The 20204-nt window shown below is 40.0% G+C and carries 22 protein-coding genes; 13 read left to right on the top strand and 9 right to left on the bottom strand.

The window, feature by feature from the left end:
* Positions 1 to 54: 54 nt before the first annotated feature.
* The 7 genes from MKX49_RS04120 to MKX49_RS04150 all read left to right on the top strand — a co-directional run bounded on the left by MKX49_RS04120 (position 55) and on the right by MKX49_RS04150 (position 7973).
* The gene (locus tag MKX49_RS04120) at positions 55 to 1257 is read left to right on the top strand and encodes a metallophosphoesterase family protein (RefSeq protein WP_340878464.1); all 1203 of its coding nucleotides are present in this window, start codon (positions 55 to 57) and stop codon (positions 1255 to 1257) included.
* A 20-nt stretch (positions 1258 to 1277) separates the two neighbouring features.
* Positions 1278 to 4298: an ATP-binding protein gene (locus MKX49_RS04125; protein WP_340875184.1), complete on the top strand. Its 3021-nt coding sequence runs from the start codon at positions 1278 to 1280 to the stop codon at positions 4296 to 4298.
* Positions 4299 to 4333: 35 nt separating this feature from the next.
* On the top strand, positions 4334 to 4747 hold the full coding sequence (locus tag MKX49_RS04130) for a hypothetical protein (protein WP_318291125.1): 414 nt from the start codon (positions 4334 to 4336) through the stop codon (positions 4745 to 4747).
* Positions 4748 to 5058: 311 nt separating this feature from the next.
* A complete protein-coding gene (locus tag MKX49_RS04135; protein ID WP_340875187.1) occupies positions 5059 to 5883 on the top strand; it encodes an ABC transporter ATP-binding protein in 825 nt (274 codons plus the stop codon).
* On the top strand, positions 5876 to 6574 hold the full coding sequence (locus tag MKX49_RS04140; protein ID WP_340875189.1) for a (2Fe-2S)-binding protein: 699 nt from the start codon (positions 5876 to 5878) through the stop codon (positions 6572 to 6574). The genes MKX49_RS04135 and MKX49_RS04140 overlap by 8 nt, the downstream gene beginning before the upstream one ends.
* A gap of 178 nt (positions 6575 to 6752) precedes the next feature.
* Positions 6753 to 7691 carry a 3'-5' exoribonuclease YhaM gene (gene yhaM, locus MKX49_RS04145; protein ID WP_063591870.1) on the top strand — a complete coding sequence of 313 codons (939 nt, stop codon included), beginning with the start codon at positions 6753 to 6755 and terminating at the stop codon, positions 7689 to 7691.
* Between the two features lie 99 nt (positions 7692 to 7790).
* Complete coding sequence (locus tag MKX49_RS04150) at positions 7791 to 7973, top strand: sporulation YhaL family protein (RefSeq protein ID WP_053344914.1); 183 nt, start codon at positions 7791 to 7793, stop codon at positions 7971 to 7973.
* Between the two features lie 55 nt (positions 7974 to 8028).
* Here the strand turns inward: MKX49_RS04150 and MKX49_RS04155 are convergent, their stop codons facing one another.
* Positions 8029 to 8895 (bottom strand): peptidylprolyl isomerase, encoded by an 867-nt coding sequence (locus tag MKX49_RS04155; RefSeq protein ID WP_048677963.1) that lies wholly within the window; start codon positions 8893 to 8895, stop codon positions 8029 to 8031.
* Between the two features lie 199 nt (positions 8896 to 9094).
* Between MKX49_RS04155 and MKX49_RS04160 the strand changes: the two genes are divergently transcribed.
* Both MKX49_RS04160 and MKX49_RS04165 read left to right on the top strand, forming a co-directional pair.
* A complete protein-coding gene (locus tag MKX49_RS04160; RefSeq protein ID WP_034314701.1) occupies positions 9095 to 9178 on the top strand; it encodes a YjcZ family sporulation protein in 84 nt (27 codons plus the stop codon).
* Positions 9179 to 9363: 185 nt separating this feature from the next.
* Positions 9364 to 9447: a YjcZ family sporulation protein gene (locus tag MKX49_RS04165; RefSeq protein WP_034314699.1), complete on the top strand. Its 84-nt coding sequence runs from the start codon at positions 9364 to 9366 to the stop codon at positions 9445 to 9447.
* Between the two features lie 111 nt (positions 9448 to 9558).
* Here the strand turns inward: MKX49_RS04165 and MKX49_RS04170 are convergent, their stop codons facing one another.
* Positions 9559 to 9741, bottom strand: coding sequence for a hypothetical protein (locus tag MKX49_RS04170; RefSeq protein ID WP_034314696.1), 183 nt, complete (start codon positions 9739 to 9741; stop codon positions 9559 to 9561).
* Between the two features lie 108 nt (positions 9742 to 9849).
* On the bottom strand, positions 9850 to 10389 hold the full coding sequence (locus MKX49_RS28360; RefSeq protein WP_445670111.1) for a DUF3267 domain-containing protein: 540 nt from the start codon (positions 10387 to 10389) through the stop codon (positions 9850 to 9852).
* A gap of 233 nt (positions 10390 to 10622) precedes the next feature.
* Here MKX49_RS28360 and MKX49_RS04175 point away from each other — a divergent pair, with 233 nt between their 5' ends.
* Positions 10623 to 10949 carry a DUF1878 family protein gene (locus MKX49_RS04175; protein ID WP_340875192.1) on the top strand — a complete coding sequence of 109 codons (327 nt, stop codon included), beginning with the start codon at positions 10623 to 10625 and terminating at the stop codon, positions 10947 to 10949.
* 2 nt (positions 10950 to 10951) lie between these two features.
* Here the strand turns inward: MKX49_RS04175 and MKX49_RS04180 are convergent, their stop codons facing one another.
* The 5 genes from MKX49_RS04180 to MKX49_RS04200 all read right to left on the bottom strand — a co-directional run bounded on the left by MKX49_RS04180 (position 10952) and on the right by MKX49_RS04200 (position 15079).
* Positions 10952 to 11530, bottom strand: a complete 579-nt coding sequence (locus MKX49_RS04180; protein ID WP_034314691.1) for an HTH-type transcriptional regulator Hpr — start codon at positions 11528 to 11530, stop codon at positions 10952 to 10954.
* 189 nt (positions 11531 to 11719) lie between these two features.
* Positions 11720 to 12082 carry a YtxH domain-containing protein gene (locus tag MKX49_RS04185; RefSeq protein ID WP_048677965.1) on the bottom strand — a complete coding sequence of 121 codons (363 nt, stop codon included), beginning with the start codon at positions 12080 to 12082 and terminating at the stop codon, positions 11720 to 11722.
* Between the two features lie 589 nt (positions 12083 to 12671).
* Complete coding sequence (locus tag MKX49_RS04190; protein ID WP_034314684.1) at positions 12672 to 13190, bottom strand: tryptophan transporter; 519 nt, start codon at positions 13188 to 13190, stop codon at positions 12672 to 12674.
* A 126-nt stretch (positions 13191 to 13316) separates the two neighbouring features.
* A complete protein-coding gene (gene serC / locus MKX49_RS04195; RefSeq protein WP_048677967.1) occupies positions 13317 to 14420 on the bottom strand; it encodes a 3-phosphoserine/phosphohydroxythreonine transaminase in 1104 nt (367 codons plus the stop codon).
* Positions 14421 to 14656: 236 nt separating this feature from the next.
* The gene (locus MKX49_RS04200; protein ID WP_323597925.1) at positions 14657 to 15079 is read right to left on the bottom strand and encodes an HIT family protein; all 423 of its coding nucleotides are present in this window, start codon (positions 15077 to 15079) and stop codon (positions 14657 to 14659) included.
* 659 nt (positions 15080 to 15738) lie between these two features.
* On the opposite strand from MKX49_RS04200, the gene MKX49_RS04205 reads away from it, so the two are divergent.
* The 3 genes from MKX49_RS04205 to MKX49_RS04215 all read left to right on the top strand — a co-directional run bounded on the left by MKX49_RS04205 (position 15739) and on the right by MKX49_RS04215 (position 18897).
* A complete protein-coding gene (locus MKX49_RS04205; protein WP_048677969.1) occupies positions 15739 to 16482 on the top strand; it encodes an ABC transporter ATP-binding protein in 744 nt (247 codons plus the stop codon).
* Positions 16475 to 17683, top strand: a complete 1209-nt coding sequence (locus MKX49_RS04210; RefSeq protein ID WP_340875194.1) for an ABC transporter permease — start codon at positions 16475 to 16477, stop codon at positions 17681 to 17683. The genes MKX49_RS04205 and MKX49_RS04210 overlap by 8 nt, the downstream gene beginning before the upstream one ends.
* A gap of 506 nt (positions 17684 to 18189) precedes the next feature.
* Positions 18190 to 18897: an EcsC family protein gene (locus MKX49_RS04215; RefSeq protein WP_340875195.1), complete on the top strand. Its 708-nt coding sequence runs from the start codon at positions 18190 to 18192 to the stop codon at positions 18895 to 18897.
* A gap of 28 nt (positions 18898 to 18925) precedes the next feature.
* On the opposite strand, the gene MKX49_RS04220 is transcribed toward MKX49_RS04215, so the two are convergent.
* Positions 18926 to 20137 carry a M20 family metallopeptidase gene (locus tag MKX49_RS04220; protein WP_340875197.1) on the bottom strand — a complete coding sequence of 404 codons (1212 nt, stop codon included), beginning with the start codon at positions 20135 to 20137 and terminating at the stop codon, positions 18926 to 18928.
* Between the last annotated feature and the right edge of the window lie 67 nt (positions 20138 to 20204).

The raw sequence follows: 20204 nt of genomic DNA on the forward strand, positions 1-20204 counted from the left end.
GTTAAAATTGAATGTGAAATGTTGAAAGAAATCGAGGTGATACTTTTGAGCGGTGTGAAGTTCATTCATGCGGCGGATCTCCATCTGGATAGTCCCTTTTCAGGGTTGAAGGATATGCCGTCATCTATATTAAAGGAATTAAGGGAAAGCCCGTTTAAAGCTTTTCAAACTATCATTAATGAAGCAATTTCCCGTCAGGTTGACTTTATCGTGTTATCGGGGGATCTATTTGATGGGGAAAATCGGAGTCTCCGGACACAGGTCCGCTTTCGGACCGAAATGGAAAAGCTCCAGCAGCATCAAATCCCTGCCTATATCATTCATGGTAACCATGATCACCTCAGCGGCTCATGGATTACTGTGGAGCTGCCGGATAATGTCCACGTATTTTCAGGGCAAACCGGAGTGAAACGGTTTGAAAAAATCGATGGGACGACTGTCCATCTTTATGGATTCAGTTATCCACGCCGTCAAGTAAGGGAGAGAATGATCGAAACCTACATAAAAGCTGAAGGGGCCGATTATCATATAGGTTTGCTTCATGGGAATTTGGAAGGCAATTCCGAACATAGCCCGTACGCCCCTTTTTCATTGAAGGAACTTGCTGCCAAAGATTTCGATTACTGGGCATTAGGCCATATTCATAAACATCAGGTTGTTTCGGAAGATCCGCTTGTGATATACCCAGGAAATATTCAAGGCAGGAACAGAAAGGAGTCAGGCGTTAAAGGGTGCATGCTTATAGAATTCGATGGGGACATGAAGCGCCATTCTTTTATTGAAACCTCTGAGGTGATATGGGAAAGCGAAACAATTGAACGATCCGCAGAAGGTGGATTTGATGCACTGTTCAAGCAATGCAAGGAAGTAATTGAACGGAAGGGTTTCGATGGGAGAAGCTTTCTTTTGGAGTTGAAGCTGGATGCAGGTGATGCAGCAGGAGCTTCCGGGGAATATCTTGAAGAATTGACCCGGATTTTGCAGGAGGAGGACCAAGAGGAATCATTTGTCTGGGTGTATAAAATCAAACTCATCCAGTCCATTCCTATGAATAGGTCAAATGAAAGTATATCGCCATTTCTGGCTGAGGTATCCAGGCTTGCTTCTGAATTTGATGATACGGAGGCTGCTCTTGCCCCGCTTTACATTCATCCGGGAGCAAGAAGGTTTCTCGATTCAATAGAGCCGGAAGAGCAGATCGAACTGTTGGATGAAGCGGAAAGATGGCTTTTGCACATTTTTGAAGCGAATAAATGAGTGTAGGAGGAGGAACGGATTTGATTATTAAAGACCTCCATGTTTATGGTTACGGCAAACTGGAAAATCAGCGTTTTCCTGAATTGGGACAGCTGCAGATTTTCTTTGGGGAAAATGAATCGGGCAAGTCAACCATCATGTCCTTCATTCATAGTATGCTATTTGGTTTTCCGACAAAGGTTCAAAACGAACCGCGTTACGAGCCCAAAATGCATGCCAAATATGGGGGAAGGCTCAGCCTTATAACAAAAAAAGACGGGGAAATCGTTATTGAACGTGTGAAGGGAAAAGCTACTGGCGATGTGAAATTGACCTTCGAGGATGGAAGGGTCGGCGGCGAGGAAGAATTGAATGAGATTCTTCATGGCGTTGATAAAAACTATTACCAAGCCATTTTTTCTTTCGACCTTCAAGGCCTGCAGGGATTACATTCACTAAGTGAAGGTACGATGAGTAAATATCTGCTTTCAGCCGGGCTGATCGGGAATGATAAACTTCTTGAAGCCGAAACGAAATTGCAAAAAGAGCTCGATTCAAGGTTCAAGCCATCAGGCCAAAAACCATTGCTGAATGTGAAATTGAAAGAACTTAAGGAATTGCAGAAAAAGGTGAAAGCATCAGAAGAAGAACAGCAGTCATATACGGCATTACTTCAGGAAGAAGCAAAACTTAAGGAGGAGCTCTCTAAAGTCACGGAAGATATTCAAGAGATTGAAGAAAACCTTGTTAACGTGGATACATTTTTGCGAATTAAACCCTTGGTTGAAGAACAGGGGGAGCTAGAGGCTGAAATAAGTAAAATTCCGGAAGTGAGTTTTCCTGTTGATGGCTTAAAAAGACTTGAACAGCTACAGGCAGTTGGAATGCCCATGAAAGCCCAACTTGCGGCATTGACTGAGAAAAAGGACAAACTTGAGGGAAAACTCACGGAAATCGAAATCAATCCATTCATCAAGGAGCATAAAGAGCAAATTGAACATGCAATCGATCAAGGAACATTGCTGGAGAAGCTCGAGCTGGATATGAAAAAAGCGGAACACGAAAGGCTGTTGGAAGAAAAGAATATCGAAAAGGTGAAGCAGGAATTATTCTTGGATGTTTCTGATGAGGAAATAAGAAAACTGGATATCAGTACATTCATGAAGGAAAAGGTGAAAAGGGCCGAAAGGGAAAAGCATCAGCTCCAAAATGATAAAAAACAGCTCGATGAGAAATATGAACTGCAAAAGGGAAGTCTGGAAACGACAGAAGCCCGCTTGAAGGAGATAAAGGCCCAGTTACTGCCAGATGAAAAAAGAATCGAGCTGGAGTCCTTATACAACAAGCAGAATAACATCGAATTTGAAGCAGCACAATCCCTTATTCTTGATGAACAAATACTTGAACTTGAAAAGCAATTGGGATTACAGAGGAAGAAGGAAGCGGATAATCGCAAACGTTCACATATCATGAATGGCAGTTTAATAATGCTCCTATGTTTAGGTGCAATCGGGAGTTATTTCAGTGAACAGATTTTGTTGGGTGTGATACTTCTAGCCGTAGCTGTTCTGTTTGCGGTTTCCAGGTATCTCTTTAAAGGTGATGATATATCGTCCGGGTATATCAGGCAATTGGATGAGATGAAAAGGAAAAGGGCTGCAATTGGGAGTGAAACCAATAAAGGGAGTGAAGGAGAGTCGATGGGGCGGCTGCTTGAACTGGACCAACGTCTCCAAAGGCGCTTTGAAAGTGAAAGTTTCAAATATGAAGAAAGGGAGGAAGCGTTTGAATCGACGATTCAGGAGTATGCCGATTGGGAAGCTAGCAGGGACCGGTTGGATAAAGAATTGAGGAACATCTTAAGCGGTTGGGGTCTGTCTTATCCCGGAATGGAAATCAATCTTGAATCTGTATTTGAACTTCTTGAGAAATGGAAGGAAGCCGTTGATAGGAAATATGAAACAATCAAGAGGCATGATTTTCTCCGGGCAGAATTTGAGGGTAAATCAAAGGCTTTATTTCATTTTGCAAATAGCCTTGATTTTGAACCTTCCACATGGAGGGAAGCGATTGGCCAATTGAAACGGGAGTTGAATAAAGCGGTTGAATTCTCCGTTCAGTTAACGCAATGGATGCAGGAAAGAAGCCGTTTGACGAACGAAATCGAGCAGCTGACGATGGAAAATGGCTATCTTGATGCAGAAATGGAAATGCTTTTTAAGTTAGCGAAGGTTAAGGACGAGGAAGAATTCAGGCATGTTGCTGCATTGTCCGAAAAGAAAATCACCTTACAAAAGCAGCTTGATTTGATTACCATTCAAATTGGGCAATCCAGAATGCTGCCTGATCAAATCCAATCTTATTTAAAACAGGGGACCAATACTTATACATTTGAGAATTTAGAACAGAAACGGAAGGATTCCGTAAAGGCGAAATCCCTTTCATTAGAGAAGCGGGCGGATACGAAGCATAAGATAAAACAGCTTGAAGTTTCAGGGATTTATGATGATTTACTTCATCGTTTTCATGAAGAAAAAGCTGCTTTTAACGAAGAGGCGAAGGAATGGGCGAAATTGGCAATAGCCAAAAGCTTATTGAATAAAACATTGGACCGATATAAAAGGGAGCGCCTGCCGAAGGTGATCGCTGATGCCGAGCGGCATTTTTCCTTTTTAACGAATGGAAGCTACCGGAAAATCATCCTTGATCAGTCGGGAGAAGGGATTCTGGTACAGCGCAGTGATGGTTTGAGTTTCAGGGTTGAAGAGGTCAGCCGCGGGACAGCTGAGCAAATTTATGTTTCCTTAAGGCTCGCACTTGCTGATCATACTTTTGAAAATGATTCATTCCCTCTCATCATTGATGATAGTTTCGTCAATTTTGATGCGGAGAGGACAAAACGGATGCTTGAGTTATTGAAAAAAGTTTCGGAAAAGCGGCAAATCTTATTTTTTACATGCCACCGATATATAATGGAGTACTTTAGTGAAAATCAAGTGATTCGTCTATCCAGCCCCGTATTGCGCCAAAATATGAATGATTTGATCATCCCCGAAATATAATGGGTCTTAAACTATAGATAAAGAGAGTGAAGTCATTGAATAGGAATGAGTTTGTAAGCCGCCATGATTCTTCTTTGGAGTTAATCATCGAAAAGGAGTTTCCTGGCAAACGATGTGTTGGGGGAAAATATTCTGCCATAGGTCATAGCATCACTTTATATGAGAGAGATATTGAAATTCAGTGTGAACGCTCCCTAGGCTCGCTTGCAAGGCTTGAGGAATATACATGGGTGATTCTCACACATGAGATGGGGCACGCATTAGACCCTGATCTTGCTGTGCTTAGTGAGGAGCTGCACCGTACAGGAAAATCAGAAATCCTTTATCAAATAGAGGTCAATGCATGGAATATTGCAGAAGGATTAATTCCTTTTATCGATCAGGATTTATTTACCTTCATTAGGGATGAATCCTTGGAACATTGTACAAATCGCCTGCTTGTCGGTTAACAGGCTCTCCATATGGAGGGCTTTTTTTATTTTCCGCTAAATGGAGTTTGGAAATTCCGATAGTAATTCGCAAAGGGGGAGAATGGACTATCGTTCGGAAGCTGCAGGCAGTGATAAATGAAAGTATAATGTGCTTTTTTTTAGATTAATGTTTCCAAAGGAAGCTTCATATCTTTAAAGGAGCAATCACTTTAATGATTCATTTAAGAGGAACGGGACATGGAGTTTTTGGTTTATATTCCTTTTTAAGATTGACAGTGAGAATCATTTTCATTAAACTGGTATTATTAGACTAAAAGGGGAGTATTTTAATGCGACCAGCTATTAACACTCAGTCTTTATCGCTCGGTTATGGTGATAAATTAATAATAAATGATATGAATATAGAAATACCCAAAGGGGAGATCACCGTATTCATCGGTGCTAATGGATGTGGAAAATCAACACTTCTAAGGTCTGTAGCCCGATTGTTAAAACCTCAATCCGGCTCGGTCATGCTCGAAGGCAAAGCGATTTCAACCATGTCATCGAAGGATGTAGCGAGAAAGATGGCGATTCTTCCGCAATCCCCGGTTGCTCCTGAAGGGCTTACCGTCTATCAACTTGTTAAACAAGGAAGATATCCTTATCAAAGTTGGTTGAAACAGTGGAGTTCCGTGGATGAAGAAAAAGTTCAAAAGGCGATTGAAGCAACGAATCTGACCGATTTAAAGGATCAGGCAGTCGATGAATTATCGGGAGGGCAGAAGCAACGGGCATGGATAGCCATGACGCTTGCTCAGGATACGGATGTCATATTGTTGGATGAACCGACTACATATCTTGATATGACCCATCAAATCGAGATTTTGGACTTATTGTTCGACTTGAATGAGTTTGAGAACCGAACGATCGTGATGGTGCTTCATGATTTGAATTTAGCTTGCCGTTATGCGGATAATCTGGTGGCACTTAAAAATGGGGCGATACATGCTCAAGGACGGCCAGAGGATATCATCACGCCTGAATTGGTACAGCAGGTATTCAGCATGGAATGTCAAATATCCTTTGATCCAATTTTCGGCAGTCCCATGTGCGTCCCGTTTGGTAAAGGGCGCTACGCACAAACTCAGATAAAAGCGCTGGCCAATGCATAACCTTACACCATCCATTGAAAAAGAACTTCAGGGATACCGGATATCCTTTCGAGATGAAGCCAAAGTTTCCAAGACCTTCAATCATGCTGATGAGCTTATTCAGTATGCACAAGCCCGGACTGGGGCGGAAACGTCAAGGATAGCCATTTCAATGTGGTTCAGACGCTATGCTTTTTTTGTCACGGCACAATTGTACATGTTAAGTAAACATCGGCTTATCTGGGAAGGCACACTTCAGGACTTTGGTGTTTTGGATGATCCGGAAGATGAGCATTGGCTCCCGAATTTTTTGCTGAAAACCAACAGTTGGAGCAATGTCACGGAAAAGGAAAGCCCTTCTGCCCTCCATTCCATATTGAACAGCTTTGGTGCTGATGCCATTCGCTTCTTTTCCGGAACTGCTAAAATATCGAAACTAGTACTTTGGGAAAATATTTGGAGCTATACGGTATGGATGTATAGTGAGTTATTGAAGCAAACTGATATAAAGACGCGAGTTGAAAAGGACATTGAAATGCTTCTTGACGATGAAGTATGGCTGAATATTGAAACGCGTTCCCCCTTTAAACGATTCATTGGGGAAAAAAGTGTTCCGGAGTCCATGAACCCTTATAAACGGGTGACATGCTGTTTATATTACCGAATTGATGGCCAGGAGAAGTGCGCGTATTGTCCGAACAAAAACTGTTGAAATAGATTTGATTGGAGAGCCAGGCTTGGGATTAAGCCTGGTTTTCTTGTGGAGTGATAAGAGACGGCAAAGCTTTAGCTTTTCCTGTCCAATGTCTATCACTTATTAACGAAAACTAAACGCACTAACAAGATTGGTATGTTATAATGTTGATATTTAATTGAACGGAGGCAGTCGCATGGGAAATGGGATCATACACTACGGAATTGGTGAAGTAGTAGATATATATATGTACATTAAAACGAGTACAAAAGCGGTGGCAAGTAATGGAAAGCCGTTTTTAACATTGATATTGTGCGATAAAACCGGGGAGATAGAGGCAAAGCTATGGGATGTTTCCGAGGCTGATGAGAAAACATACTGTGCGGAAGCAACAGTGAAAGTTCAGGGGGAAGTCCAGAATTATCGAGGACGCAGCCAATTGAAAATCCGTAATATTAGAATTACTTCAGATACTGATGGTGTCACGAAAGCCGATTTAATTCAAACGGCTCCTTTAAGTCAGGAAGAAATGATGGAAACCATCACTCAATACATTTTTGAAATGAGGAATCCGAATATCCAAAGGGTGACTAGGCATCTCATTAAAAAATATCAGAATGAATTCCTGACGTTCCCTGCTGCCACCAAGAACCATCATGAGTATATGTCGGGACTGGCCTATCACGTTGTATCGATGCTAGGGCTGGCTAAGGCCATTTCAACCCTATATCCTTCCCTCAATAAGGATCTTTTGTATGCAGGGGTCATTCTGCATGACCTTGGAAAGGTGCATGAGTTATCTGGACCTGTTTCGACTGTTTATACAGTGGAAGGGAACTTGTTGGGGCATATCACCATCATGGTGAATGAAGTCGGTAAAGCTGCAGAGGAATTGGGCATTGAAGCGGAAGAAATCATGATTCTCAAGCACTTGATATTAAGCCACCATGGTAAAGCTGAGTGGGGCAGTCCCAAGCCGCCAATGGTTAGGGAAGCGGAAGTGCTGCATTATATTGATAATATGGATGCCAAGATAAATATGATGGACCGCGCCTTGGAAAAAGTGAAGCCGGGTGAATTTACGGAAAGAGTCTTCGCGCTCGATAATCGTTCATTCTATAAACCGACATTTTAATGAAATATGCTTCTTTCTCGATGGAGAAAGAGGCATATTTTTTTTGTTCGTGCATATTCTCTAGTAAATGAATAGTAGATTTTTTGGGAGGGAATGGACATGCCAATTTGGATCTGGTTCGTGTTTATTGGAATAATTGTCAGTGCAGTCATGTCAATTTGGACAGCTAGGCAGGAACGCCTCATAGATGATGCTTGGATTGAAAAGGAAGGTCAGAAATACATTGAACGCATGGAAGAAGAGCGTGAGAGGCGTAAAAAGGATATAAATCAGGGAGCATAGCCCGAATGATGAAAAAAAAGCGACAGGTAAAGTCCTGTCGCTTTTTACTATTCAATTATTTTTCAGCATTGGCTGCGTCACCAGAAGTGATGGCATCTTTTAAATCTTTGTCTTTAATCTTCACGTCCGCTTTTTTGACTTCAGAATTCAGAATGTCCTGAACTTTAGTTTGGTCAATTTGAGCGACTTTCAAATCATATTCAAGATCTTTTTTCATATCTTCGTATGATTCTTTTTCTTTTGTATCAAGAAGTTGGATGATGTGGTAGCCATAATCGGATTTAATCGGCTTGCTGATTTCATCTTTCTTCATTTTGTAAGCTTGCTCTTCAAATGCAGGTACCATTTCACCTTGTCCGAACCAGCCTAGCTCCCCGCCTTTTTCAGCTGTGCCTGTGTCCGTTGAATATTCTTTGGCAAGTTTGGCAAAGTCTTCACCTTTGTCCAATTTAGCTTTAACTTCATTGGCCGTTTTTTCGTCTTCCACGAGAATATGTCTCGCTTTGATTTGTGGTTTATAGTCTTCATAAGCTTTTTTCACATCAGCTTCTTTAACTTTTATATCGGCAACGGCTGCTTTTTCTTGAAGCATGCCAATTTTAAGTGCACGTTTAAGATCAGCTTCGCTCTTATATCCGGAAGAGGCCAGGGCCGTTTCGAAATTTTCACCCATTTGCGCTTTAAGTTCGTCCGTTTTAGCTTTAACTTCTTTATCCGTTACTGTATATTTTTCAGAAAGAACTTTTTCATAAACAAGTTCTTGAAGAACGGTTTCACCATAACGATCTTTCATTACATTGTAAAATTCTTCTTTGGTTATATCCCCCGCTTTAGTTTCCACGACTGCTTCCTTGTCGCTGTTGCATGCTGTAAGTCCGATCAGCCCTGCAGTAACAGCAATCGATAATGCCCACTTCTTCATAAAAACAACTCCTAGTTATAAGTTTCTGGTTTGCTATTTTTTCGTATTTCCACAAAATTAACTATAACATATTCTGGTTACTTTACAAAAAATATTATATTGGTGCTTGAATAAGATTTTTTGAAAAATGGGTGTACGCCTACCCGGATATTAATCCATTACATATGATAAATCGAGGACAACAAAAGGGGGTAGCATAATGGGTAATGGATTTAACGGAGGCTTCGCTTTGTTAGTGGTGTTATTCATTTTATTAATAATTGTAGGAGCAGCCTATTGCTAATCGGCTGCAAAATTACTAATGGAAAGAGCCCACTCCTTTTGCCATGGAGTTGAATAGGATAGGGTAGCCGCTCAACAAAAAAGATTTAAGTGATTTTCAAGCTATGAAAGGAATGGATTCCTTTTGGCGGATAGAAGAGTGTGCATTAAATTATTATTACTTAAGAATGGAAAGGAGGAAGATCAATGTCTGGAGGAATAGGTGGAGGCTTTGCTCTAATTGTCGTTCTTTTCATCCTGTTAGTCATCATTGGAGCTTCTTGGTTATAAACTCATAAACAAAAGGCGAAGCTTTTGCTTCGCCCTTTTTCTTTATGTGGATAATGCTCCGGGTATCACCAATGTATGTAACAAATGATGGACATCATTTGTTGCTCATCTCTACGTATACAAAATTTCAATATAGGAGGATAATAACATAATAGTAATTAATACATTAATGGTCCTGAATACTTTAGGCTGCCGGTCTTCAGCAATTTCCTTTTGAATGCATAAAGAGTTTGTCATTCTATTAATATTATAAAGGATCAAAATAGCAAAAATAATAAACCAGAACGAGATCAAAACCTAAAATCCCTCCTTGCAAAACATCATGTATAAATACGATACCAAATTATAATGAAAAAAGATACCTAAAAATCTTAGCAGTCATCATTATGAATGAATAAGAAATCACTTTTGAATAAGTATATCGTATCCTTCGAGATGTTCCTCGATAAAAGAATGCCTTGGGGAACCAACAAGGTTTTTTATATAAATAAAATCCGATACGCATAAGCCGGTGTGCAGGGATAATAAAATAGTGAAATAATGGATGTAATGCGGAAAACTAAGGGCACAACTAATCAATGTGACTGACATAATGACGAAAGGCAACATAAGGGTCAAGAGATAAAGATGCTTTCGAATCGGATCATGCACATTGACTCTGCATGTTAACACCAGGTTCCACTTCAAGGACCATGAAGTTTTCACTTTTTTACATAATAATCGTAAAGGTAAATAGTGTAATAGTTTGTGAACAGGATATAATAAGAGCAATAGGCTAAAAAATACCATTGTTTGATCGCCATACAAAATAACATGGGTTGAAAAGACACTTAATAATGTATAGATCAGAACAAAAGACATCAATATAGTAAAAACTGAAAAAAAGAGCAGACGGCAATTCCCATATTGTTTTGCCACGTCAATTGTTTTCCACGAATTCATTTCGAAATCAGCCCTCCAAAGCTGTTGAATATACTTACATACATTACGATGAATGGGTGGAAAAAGCAATGGAATTCTTGGATTATGTTTAAGATAAAATCACTTTGGTGAGTAAGCATGCTATGGGCGTTTAAGGCAGGTTTTGAAATGGGGATCAGGCGGATTACCGAGTGTGGAAAATCAAAAATTGGTTATAAGTCTTTTATGTTAAATTGAATGGGGATTAGTGATGTATGAAAAATATAAATGAAGAAATGGAAATACTCCGTTTTCATCAACGGCTTTTATTAAACCTTATATGCAATCCGGAGGCCAAGTTGGACTATCTATTTGTGGAAAAAAATTTCACGAAGAAGGAAGCGGAAGAATTATTGGAAGCATGTGATATCTTGAGCAAACGCTATGAAATAGAAAAAGCGGAAGGGTATATGAACTTTCGACCGCTTTTTAATCAATTTGAAAGAAAGGTTAATCCAAAAATAACTACAAAGGAATGCATTGATGCATGCATCTCACAAGGTTTATATGTATCATTCATGAAGGAAATGGATAGAGTATGAGATTAAACTGGCTCAGTTTCTTTCTCTATCTTTTTTTTTGTGATTTTACCCTCCACGTCCGTAAACTCCTGATCGATGTTATCGAAGGATCGTTCAAAGATTTGCATGAAGTCTTCACCGTATATATTTCGGATGATGGCCATCATTTCAATCATATCCGGAAACTTGCCATAAAGCTCACGCAATGGAAGTGCACCCGAGAAAGCGGAGTTCTTACTTGGGTCGTATGTCTCCATTAAATCAAGTAGAATTTTTTCACCTTCCGCTGTGATCTCTATATACGTATTCCTTTTGTCATTTTCCTTTTTTGAAAATGTTAAGTATCCGCGTTCCTCTAATTTTTTTGAAAAGTTAAATGCGGTAGAAACATGCATGACCCCAAATTTCGCAACATCTGAAATGGAAGAGCCATTAAGATGGTAGGCAATCCATAGAATATGGTGCTCATTGATGTTTAAATCATAGGGCTTGATCCATTGCTGCCAATCTTTTTCAATCGATTTCCATAATGCTTTGCTTAATTGTGCAATTCGTTGACTAAAAATCATTGCTTCTTTCATAGAATAATTTTTATTCTGCATATTATGGGCTCACCTACTTATAAGATTCTATATATTTATTATGACAATAAAATAAAAATTAATAAAGATAAATATTTGCAAAATTTTTAGAAAATTTTAGTTTTTTAATGAATTCTCCATTCTTCTCCAATAAACCATGTAATTTATTGGGAAAAATGGAGAATCAAGCTTATGTGACGATGTCAGCTATTAATTTTTAGAAGTAGGGGCGGCCGCTTCCAATTCTTTCAATGAATTTTCAATTTCCTGAACGTTCTTCAATAATTCATTCTTATTGGGTTCGATTTCCCGCTTCCAGTTCTCGATGACGACCTGAACATCCGAAATGAATGTTTTTACCGTTTCTTTACTGATTTGTGAAGCTTCCATCGTGTCATCTTTAATATTCTGCATTTTTACCTTTAATTCATCAATTGTAGTCTTAATTTCGTCGGTATTCGTCTTGATGCGGGTCCGTAGGTCTTTACCTGAACTTGGTGTCGAAAGTAAGGTTGCCGCACCAGCTACTACTGTTCCGGTCAAAAAGCCAATTAGTAATGATTTTGCTTTCATTAGGATCACCTCATTTTATAATATGTTTTCGCTTTCCATGGTCTGAATCCCTGCTGCATCAATTGGAAATTATGATAAATAGGGAGAGAAATACTATTGATATCAAAATACCATAATTTTCATCCTTATGGAAGAGAATCGACCATTTTATCTTTATATCACAAAAATATTTTTTTAAACTTAGAGAGCCAATATATAATATTTAAAAATAACTTGAAGCTTTAATAATAATGCTTCATATAAAGGGAAGAGCGGCATATAGATAATAAAAACAAGCTGTCGGAACATGGATGGCACTGGTGGGTTAATAATGAAAATCATTTTTTTATTAGGCCTGGTATGCCTGTGCGGGATGGGTTATTTTCTAAGGCAAGCAAAAACTCCTGGCATCTATCCGCCTAGGAGGGTGCTCCAGGCTAGAGCCTTCGCTATGGGTCTCCCCGGGGTTTTACTGCTTTTCATTTGGTTTATGTGGATGTTGATTCATTGATCATTGGAGGGTGATTCTGACTAGAATTCCAGATTCATATGATTGGAAAAAAAAGCACCGGACATTCCGGTGCTTTTTTAGGTATGATGATCCTGCTGCTTAAGCATTAATGGGTATATTTGATTTTCTTACGATGCCGTTCACAATTGGATAAATGATGACCATCGCAACTGTATTTAACAATACGGCAGGAAGCACAACAGCGCCGAAAAGTGCAACGAAAGGCCCTGGAAGGGAAACGATATAATAAGCCGAACCAAGGAAGACAGCGCCGGAAATCAATGTTCCAACGGCAGTCAAGATACTAACGGTGACAACGGATGTTGAAAACTTCTTTAGACTGATGAATAAAAGGTAAAACAGAAAGGCTGTTGCCAATTTGTCTATGATATTTGGGATCTGTCCTGCTGGAAATGTAGTTGTCATGGCAGAGATGGCTCCTGCTGCCAGGGCGACAATGAATACATTCTTCTTAGCGGGAAACAGGGTTATCGCCAAAAACATCATCAACAGCATCATATCCGGTTTCATTCCAAGGAAGAATCCAGGTACGATAAAATGCAGGGCAGCCCCAATCCCGATTAATAGGGACAGTGACACAAGGGTTTTCGTTTTCATTTACTCATCTCTCCTATTCTCATCTCAACTAACAGCTTTTCTTCAACAATGCACTATTGCCTGTTGCAAGAAGTTTAAAATAGTATATCATAAGACCTATTTTTTTAGAAGTTATATTTGTTTGAATTAAAGAGTTTGAGCTTCCTTCGCTTTATACGATTCCTGGAATTTCTTCATGAAATCAGCAAGGTCCTGGCAATGGGATAGAGGGACCGCATTATAGATGGATGCTCTGCAGCCGCCGATGGAACGGTGACCGTTCAGTCCTACGAATCCGGCTTCCTTCACTTCTTTAAGGAATTGCACTTCAGCTTCTTCAGACGGAAGCGTGAACGTTACGTTCATTAATGAACGGCTGTCCGGTAGGGCATGGCCTTTATAAAAACCATCACTGCCGTCGATGGCATCGTAAATGACTTTTGCTTTTTCTTCGTTGATTTCAGCAATCTTTTCTACTCCGCCCTGATCTTTTGCCCAATCCAACACAAGGGACAATAAGTAAATGGCCAATGTCGGAGGAGTGTTGTATAAAGAATTATTTTTCGAATGGATTGAATAGTTCATCATGGATGGGATTTTGTCATTATCCGTTATTAAATCTTTACGGATGATAACGACTGTGATTCCCGACGGACCTAGATTCTTTTGTGCTCCAGCATAGATGATGCCGAATTTACTAATATCAATCTTTTTGCTGAGAATATCACTCGACATATCGGCTACTAGAGGAATGTTGCCTGTTTCCGGGAAATCCTTCCACTGTGTTCCGTAAATCGTATTATTACTTGTGATATGAAGATAGGCAGCATCGTCATTCAATTTGATATCTTCCACTTTAGGGATGAACGTATATTTTTCATCTTTGGATGAAGCGACTACGGCCGTTTCACCAACCTTTTTGGCTTCTTTTAATGCTTTTTCCGACCAAGAACCAGTGAGGACATAATCTGCCCTTTTTCCATCTTTCAAAATGTTCATGGGAATCATGGAAAATTGTAGACTTGCCCCTCCTTGCAGCAGGAGAACTTCATAATTTTCAGGAATTTCCATAAGATCTTTTAATGATTGAATGGCATGGTTATGAATTTTTTCGAATTCGGAACTTCTATGGCTTAATTCCATGACTGACATACCGGAATCCTCAATATTCAACCACTCGTTTTGGGCTCTTTGTAAAACTTCTAAAGGAAGGGCGGCTGGCCCAGCGTTAAAATTGCGTGCACGTTTCAATTTTTTTCCTCCTATGCGACTATGTGATAAAGTATTTGAGACTATTCATATATCCTACCAGAAAACTAAATTCAATAGGAGGAAAATTTAGAATTTTAAGTGACAATTCGTTTTAATGATAGGCCAAAGTAAAAAGGTCCTGCACTTTAAAGTGAGGACCAACTCGGAATCATTGTTTTTGATGCAACCAGCGTTTAGTCAGGAGAAAGAAACCTTCTTCACAGGCTAATGCGGTCTCATTTTATATGCTGTGCAATGGAGTCAGCAATTTGTTTCAGGTCATCCGGTGTATAGTCGCTGGTATTGGTTTTCCAAACTGCACCAAAGCCGTCACCTTCCCCATGCCGAGGAATTAAATGCATATGAAAATGGAAAACGGACTGCCCTGCAGCTTCACCGTTATTATTTAAAAGGTTCAGGCCTACCGGTTGGAATTCCTGCTTCATGGCGCGGGCAATTTCCGGCACCACTTCAAAAAGGTTCTGGGCAATCTCAGGTGTCAACTCATAAAGATTTTCCTTATGTACTTTAGGTATTACCAGAGTATGGCCTTTCGTTACTTGACTGATATCGAGAAAGGCCAAAACATGTTCATTTTCGAAAACTTTACTACTTGGAATTTCCCCATCGATTATTTTGCAAAAAATGCAATCACTCATGAATAACGCTCCTTTAAAAGTTAATGTATTTGGTTAATCGTACCATAGCTTGAATCCTTGAGAAAAGGAAAAATATAAAAACAGGATGCAACATTAAGTTGCACCCTGCCTGTCGAAAAAGGGGGTTTTGCTTCAAAATTCGCATTAGCATAAATTCTCTGCGACAAACACCTCATCTACATTGTAGTAAAATATGGTTATTATCTAAATAGAGATTTTCCATTCAAAGCAACCATCTCCTATATCTTTAAAGTTTCATCAACTTTTAAAGCATAATTGATAATTATTGAATGATTTTTCTGCTTTTACGTGCAAGAGAACCATCTCCTTGCTCGAAACGATTTTTGTTATGAAGCTTATGGTTTAATTCAGTTTATACGTCTTTAACTGACACCTCATTTACAATATGATGTAAATCATTTGTAATAAACCTAATGGGTATTTCAGTATAATACGTCTTTAACTGACACCTCATTTACAATATGATGTGAATCACACGTAATGACTAACCCCTTCTTCCTTATTTATGATGACCATCATGCAGCAAAAATATAATTAGTTATTTATGGAAATTTAGTTCCGGGAACACTCGACTATATAAAAGCAGGAGAATTTGATAAAATGGAAATAAGAACCTCTATATAGAAAGGATCGTTTATATGTCCTTATTGGAAATAAAGCAGCTAGTGGGCGGATACACGAAAACGCCCGTTTTAAAAGGAATAAGTTTTGACATTCAGCCAAATGAGCTCGTTGGGTTAATTGGGCTTAACGGGGCTGGGAAAAGTACGACGATTAAACATATCATCGGACTCATGGAGCCGAAAGGCGGAAGCGTCTCGATTCATGGTAAAACACTAGCTCAGGACCCGGATACATATCGAAAACAATTCACTTATGTTCCAGAAACGCCCATTTTGTATGATGAGCTTACACTTGAGGAGCATTTAAAGCTTACAGCCATGGCACATGGTTTGGCGGAAGCCACATTTAAAGAGAGGATGGACGTTCTGTTAAAGGAATTCCATATGGAGAAAAGGCTTAAATGGTTCCCGGCCCATTTTTCAAAGGGAATGAAGCAAAAGGTCATGATAATGTGCGCCTTTTTAGTACAGCCGTCTTTATATATCGTCGATGAACCCTTCGTAGGTCTTGATCCACTAGGCATTCAATCCCTGCTTGATTTGATGAGGAAGATGAAAGAGAGCGGAGCGGGAATTTTAATGTCTACACACATTCTGGCGACAGCCGAGAGGTATTGTGATTCTTTCATCATACTGCATAATGGAGAGATTCGGGCGAAAGGCAATCTTGAGCAGCTTCGTGAACAATTTTCCATGCCAGGGGCAACTCTGGACGATTTATATATCCAATTGACGAAAGAAGAAATCGGTCATGAATAGTCAAAATCTCTGGAAGGAAAGATATTTAGGCTATATAAATGAAACGCAAAAATATCTTCGTTATATTTTTAATGGCCATCTTGTTTTTGTCATGGTATTGGTTCTTGGTGGGTTGGCTTATTATTACAGTGATTGGGTGAAGACGTTAAACAGTGATTTCCCTGCTGCATTGATCATGGCCTTTGTTTTATCGATCATTGTAACCAGAAGCCCGATAAATACTTTCTTGAAAGAACCCGATACGGTATTCCTGCTTCCGCTTGAAACGAAGTTGAGAAGTTATTTCAAGAATTCATTGATAATAAGCTGGGTCATGCAGGGCTTTATTCTTCTGGTTGTCCTGATTGCATCGATACCGATGTATTCGAAGGTTACGGGTGCAGGAGGTAAGGACCTTGGGATCATCCTGGCCGTTTTGCTTATTTTGAAGTTTTTGAATTTGACCATGCGCTGGCTGGTATTGAAATATCAGGATACATCTGTGAGCCATTGGGACTCTCTCATCCGCTTTTTACTTAATGGTGTGATTCTTTATTTCATCTGTTCAAGGGCAAATATACTGTTTGCACTTATAACCTTCTTATTATTGTTAGCACTTTACATGTATTACCGAAGCGCGACTAAAGGTTTCGTGCTGAAGTGGGAACGGCTGGTGGAACTGGAAAACAAACGGATGAATTCTTTCTATCGAATAGCGAACATGTTTACTGATGTTCCTCATTTGAAAGGGAAGGTAGCGAGAAGGAAATGGATGGACTGGCTATTAGCACTCATTCCGTATGGTGATAAATCAACTTATACCTATCTTTACGCTCGTACCCTTCTGCGATCCAATGATTATGTGGGACTTTGTTTTCGTTTAACGATCATGGGATCCGTGATTTTAAGTGTATTCACTAACATATTTGCACATTTGATTGTTACGTTCATGTTCTTATTCATGACAGCCCTGCAACTGCTGCCGGTTTGGAAGGCACATGAGTGGAAAGTATGGGTCTCATTGTATCCATTGCCAGCAAAAATGAGAGAATCTGCAGTCATAAAACTAATTTCCTATTTCCTATTATTTGAGGACCTTGTCTTCAGTTTGGTCCTGCTAGTGAAAGGGGAATGGATGTCCGCTTTAGCCGCCTTGGCAATGGGGCTTGTTTTCATATTCGGTTTTAAAATTTATGCAACAAAGAAAATAAAAAACTTTTAAGCAGAAGCTGATTTTTCATAAAATCAGCTTTTTCTTTATTAATGTTAAAGTTGATTTCAGAAATTCGCTCCCTTTTCGCCGACTGTCTGCCAAGCCTCCTCGACGCAAGCGTCTGTGGGTCTCGGCTAGCCAGTTTTTCGGCAGGAGTGTGTCGCAAATTTCTTCCATCCATTAAGGAATACAGTAAGAAAACATCAAGGATAACCTAGTCTAAAACTTGGTTCGGAATAGACCAGCCTGCAGTTTTTATTTTAAAAAACGTTCCAGTTGATTGGAACGTAAGGTACGAGACTCCTGCGGGGAAAACGCGTCCAAGGGAGACCCCACAGGCGCAAAGAGCGCCGAGGTGGCTCCCGGACCGCCCGCGGAAAGCGAGTGCCTGGAGTGGAAAACAACGTTCGAATTTTACAAACCCTCAAAAAAAACGTTTCAGTTAATTTTTAAGAAATGAAAATTGAAAATAAAAGCCTTATAGGGGGTATATACATATTTAACGGAGGTGTTAAATGATGGATGAATATGAACAAAAGGCATTATCTGAACTAATATCATGGAAAAAGAAAGTAGCCAAGAAATCCGGCAGGTTTGAGCGGATGTCCAAAAAGGCGCAAATCAAATTGAATAGTTATATTCCAGACCGAGTGCACAAAGTGATTACTGATAGTATTAAAGGGATGATAGAGGCTGTATTATCAGGTTCTAAATATATGTCTAAAGAAAAAAATGTAGTGCTATTATCCTTGCAGCAAAAGGAAGAGTGGGTTGCGGAAACTGTAACCGCATATAGGAAAACGGCCGTTATAGAAGGTGTGGGTACCGGAGCGGCAGGGCTTTTAATTGGATTGGTTGATTTCCCATTACTGCTTAGCATCAAGATGAAATTATTATTCGAAATATCCCGTATATACGGTTTCGATCCAAAAAAATATGAGGAACGATTGTTCATCCTTCATATCTTCCAGATGGCATTTTCAAGCGAGGAGAAGAAATTGGAAACATTACGGGTAATAGAGGAATGGGATTCAGGGAAATGTCCGGAAATAGACTGGCAGGAATTTCAGCAGGAATATCGCGATCACATCGATGTCATCAAAATGTTTCAGCTCGTTCCAGGTTTTGGGGCAGCTGTCGGTGGATATGCCAACTATCATTTGTTGGAACATCTTGGGAAGACGGCTGTCCATTGTTACCGAATCAGACTTCTTAAACAGTAAGGGACGGGGAAAACCCGTCCCTTTACCATTATCGTAATAAAGATTCATTCACTTTTTTAGATGATTGTTTCTTATTGTGATAGGTCACCGCTGCAGTGCCTAATATTTTGGCTGCAATGAGCATCGCTTTTTCATCAATGTCAAACAAAGGATGATGATGTGGATATGTATGTTCATTTTTTTGCCTGGCTCCCGTAAAGAAGAATGTACCTTTTACATTTTGTAAATAATAAGAAAAATCTTCACCTGTCATATCCGGGGCAATTTCCTCTGTAATCAAAACTTCCTTGACGGACTCAGTGCTTTCGATGAGGAATTTAGTTTCCTCAACATGCGGAATAACAGCCGGATAGCCTTGAAAGTATTGATATTCATAGGTGCAGTCCGCAGCTAGGCAGGTTCCTTTAACAATCCGTTCCATTTCTTCGCTAATGAATGAACGGACATCTTCCTTGAATGTGCGGACGGTCCCGATTATTTTAGCCTTATCTGCAATGACGTTAAAGGCATTATCTGCTACAAAGGAACCGACGGTAATGACTGCAGAATCTATTGGGTTAAGCCGGCGGCTTACGATTTGCTGCAGGGCCATGACTAGCTGAGAGCCGACTACGATTGCATCACGGGTTTTATGCGGCTGGGCTCCATGTCCGCCCTGCCCTTGAATGGTGATTTCAAAACGGTCAGCAGCGGCCATAAGGGGTCCTAAAGCGTATTGGACTGTTCCGGTAGGGGCCGTGGCCCATAAATGGGTGCCGAAAATTACATCCACCCCATCAAGGCAGCCAGCCTCAATCATCGGTTTGGCACCTCCTGGAGCATACTCTTCAGCATGCTGGTGGATAAATATATATTCACCTTCGAGCTCATCCTTCAGTTCATTCAGATTTTTTGCAAGGACAAGGAGTGTCGCTGTATGGCCATCGTGTCCACACGCATGCATGACCCCGGGTATGGAAGATTTATAGGGAACTTCTTTTTCATCTTGAATGGGTAAGGCGTCGAAATCAGCGCGCAATGCTACGGTTTTACCGGGCTTATTGCCTGTTACCTTGGCAATAACACCATTGCCGCCTACATTCGTCCGGTGTTCAATTCCATGTTTTTCATAATATTCAGCGATGAAGGCAGCCGTTTGGGTTTCTTGAAAAGATAGCTCGGGATGTTGATGAAGGTAACGCCTGATGGAAACCATCTCTTCATATGAGCCATCCAGAAGATCGTGTAATCGCTGTATCATTTTGCACCTCCCAATGATTGGATTAATTGTAAATAGTATATCATATTCTGAATGATCCAAAGAGAAT

The organism is Peribacillus sp. FSL M8-0224, from assembly GCF_038003055.1.
GTDB lineage: Bacteria > Bacillota > Bacilli > Bacillales > DSM-1321 > Peribacillus > Peribacillus frigoritolerans.

What these genes read in the sequence shown, in the direction of transcription:
- MKX49_RS04135 (WP_340875187.1), top strand. Translation starts at nt 5,059, where the DNA reads ATGCGACCAGCTATTAACACTCAGTCTTTATCGCTCGGTTATGGTGAT.
- MKX49_RS04140 (WP_340875189.1), top strand. Translation starts at nt 5,876, where the DNA reads ATGCATAACCTTACACCATCCATTGAAAAAGAACTTCAGGGATACCGG.
- yhaM (WP_063591870.1), top strand. Translation starts at nt 6,753, where the DNA reads ATGGGAAATGGGATCATACACTACGGAATTGGTGAAGTAGTAGATATA.
- MKX49_RS04150 (WP_053344914.1), top strand. Translation starts at nt 7,791, where the DNA reads ATGCCAATTTGGATCTGGTTCGTGTTTATTGGAATAATTGTCAGTGCA.
- MKX49_RS04155 (WP_048677963.1), bottom strand. Translation starts at nt 8,895, where the DNA reads ATGAAGAAGTGGGCATTATCGATTGCTGTTACTGCAGGGCTGATCGGA.
- MKX49_RS04160 (WP_034314701.1), top strand. Translation starts at nt 9,095, where the DNA reads ATGGGTAATGGATTTAACGGAGGCTTCGCTTTGTTAGTGGTGTTATTC.
- MKX49_RS04165 (WP_034314699.1), top strand. Translation starts at nt 9,364, where the DNA reads ATGTCTGGAGGAATAGGTGGAGGCTTTGCTCTAATTGTCGTTCTTTTC.
- MKX49_RS28360 (WP_445670111.1), bottom strand. Translation starts at nt 10,389, where the DNA reads ATGAATTCGTGGAAAACAATTGACGTGGCAAAACAATATGGGAATTGC.
- MKX49_RS04175 (WP_340875192.1), top strand. Translation starts at nt 10,623, where the DNA reads ATGAAAAATATAAATGAAGAAATGGAAATACTCCGTTTTCATCAACGG.
- MKX49_RS04180 (WP_034314691.1), bottom strand. Translation starts at nt 11,530, where the DNA reads ATGCAGAATAAAAATTATTCTATGAAAGAAGCAATGATTTTTAGTCAA.
- MKX49_RS04185 (WP_048677965.1), bottom strand. Translation starts at nt 12,082, where the DNA reads ATGAAAGCAAAATCATTACTAATTGGCTTTTTGACCGGAACAGTAGTA.
- MKX49_RS04190 (WP_034314684.1), bottom strand. Translation starts at nt 13,190, where the DNA reads ATGAAAACGAAAACCCTTGTGTCACTGTCCCTATTAATCGGGATTGGG.
- MKX49_RS04200 (WP_323597925.1), bottom strand. Translation starts at nt 15,079, where the DNA reads ATGAGTGATTGCATTTTTTGCAAAATAATCGATGGGGAAATTCCAAGT.
- MKX49_RS04205 (WP_048677969.1), top strand. Translation starts at nt 15,739, where the DNA reads ATGTCCTTATTGGAAATAAAGCAGCTAGTGGGCGGATACACGAAAACG.
- MKX49_RS04210 (WP_340875194.1), top strand. Translation starts at nt 16,475, where the DNA reads ATGAATAGTCAAAATCTCTGGAAGGAAAGATATTTAGGCTATATAAAT.
- MKX49_RS04215 (WP_340875195.1), top strand. Translation starts at nt 18,190, where the DNA reads ATGATGGATGAATATGAACAAAAGGCATTATCTGAACTAATATCATGG.
- MKX49_RS04220 (WP_340875197.1), bottom strand. Translation starts at nt 20,137, where the DNA reads ATGATACAGCGATTACACGATCTTCTGGATGGCTCATATGAAGAGATG.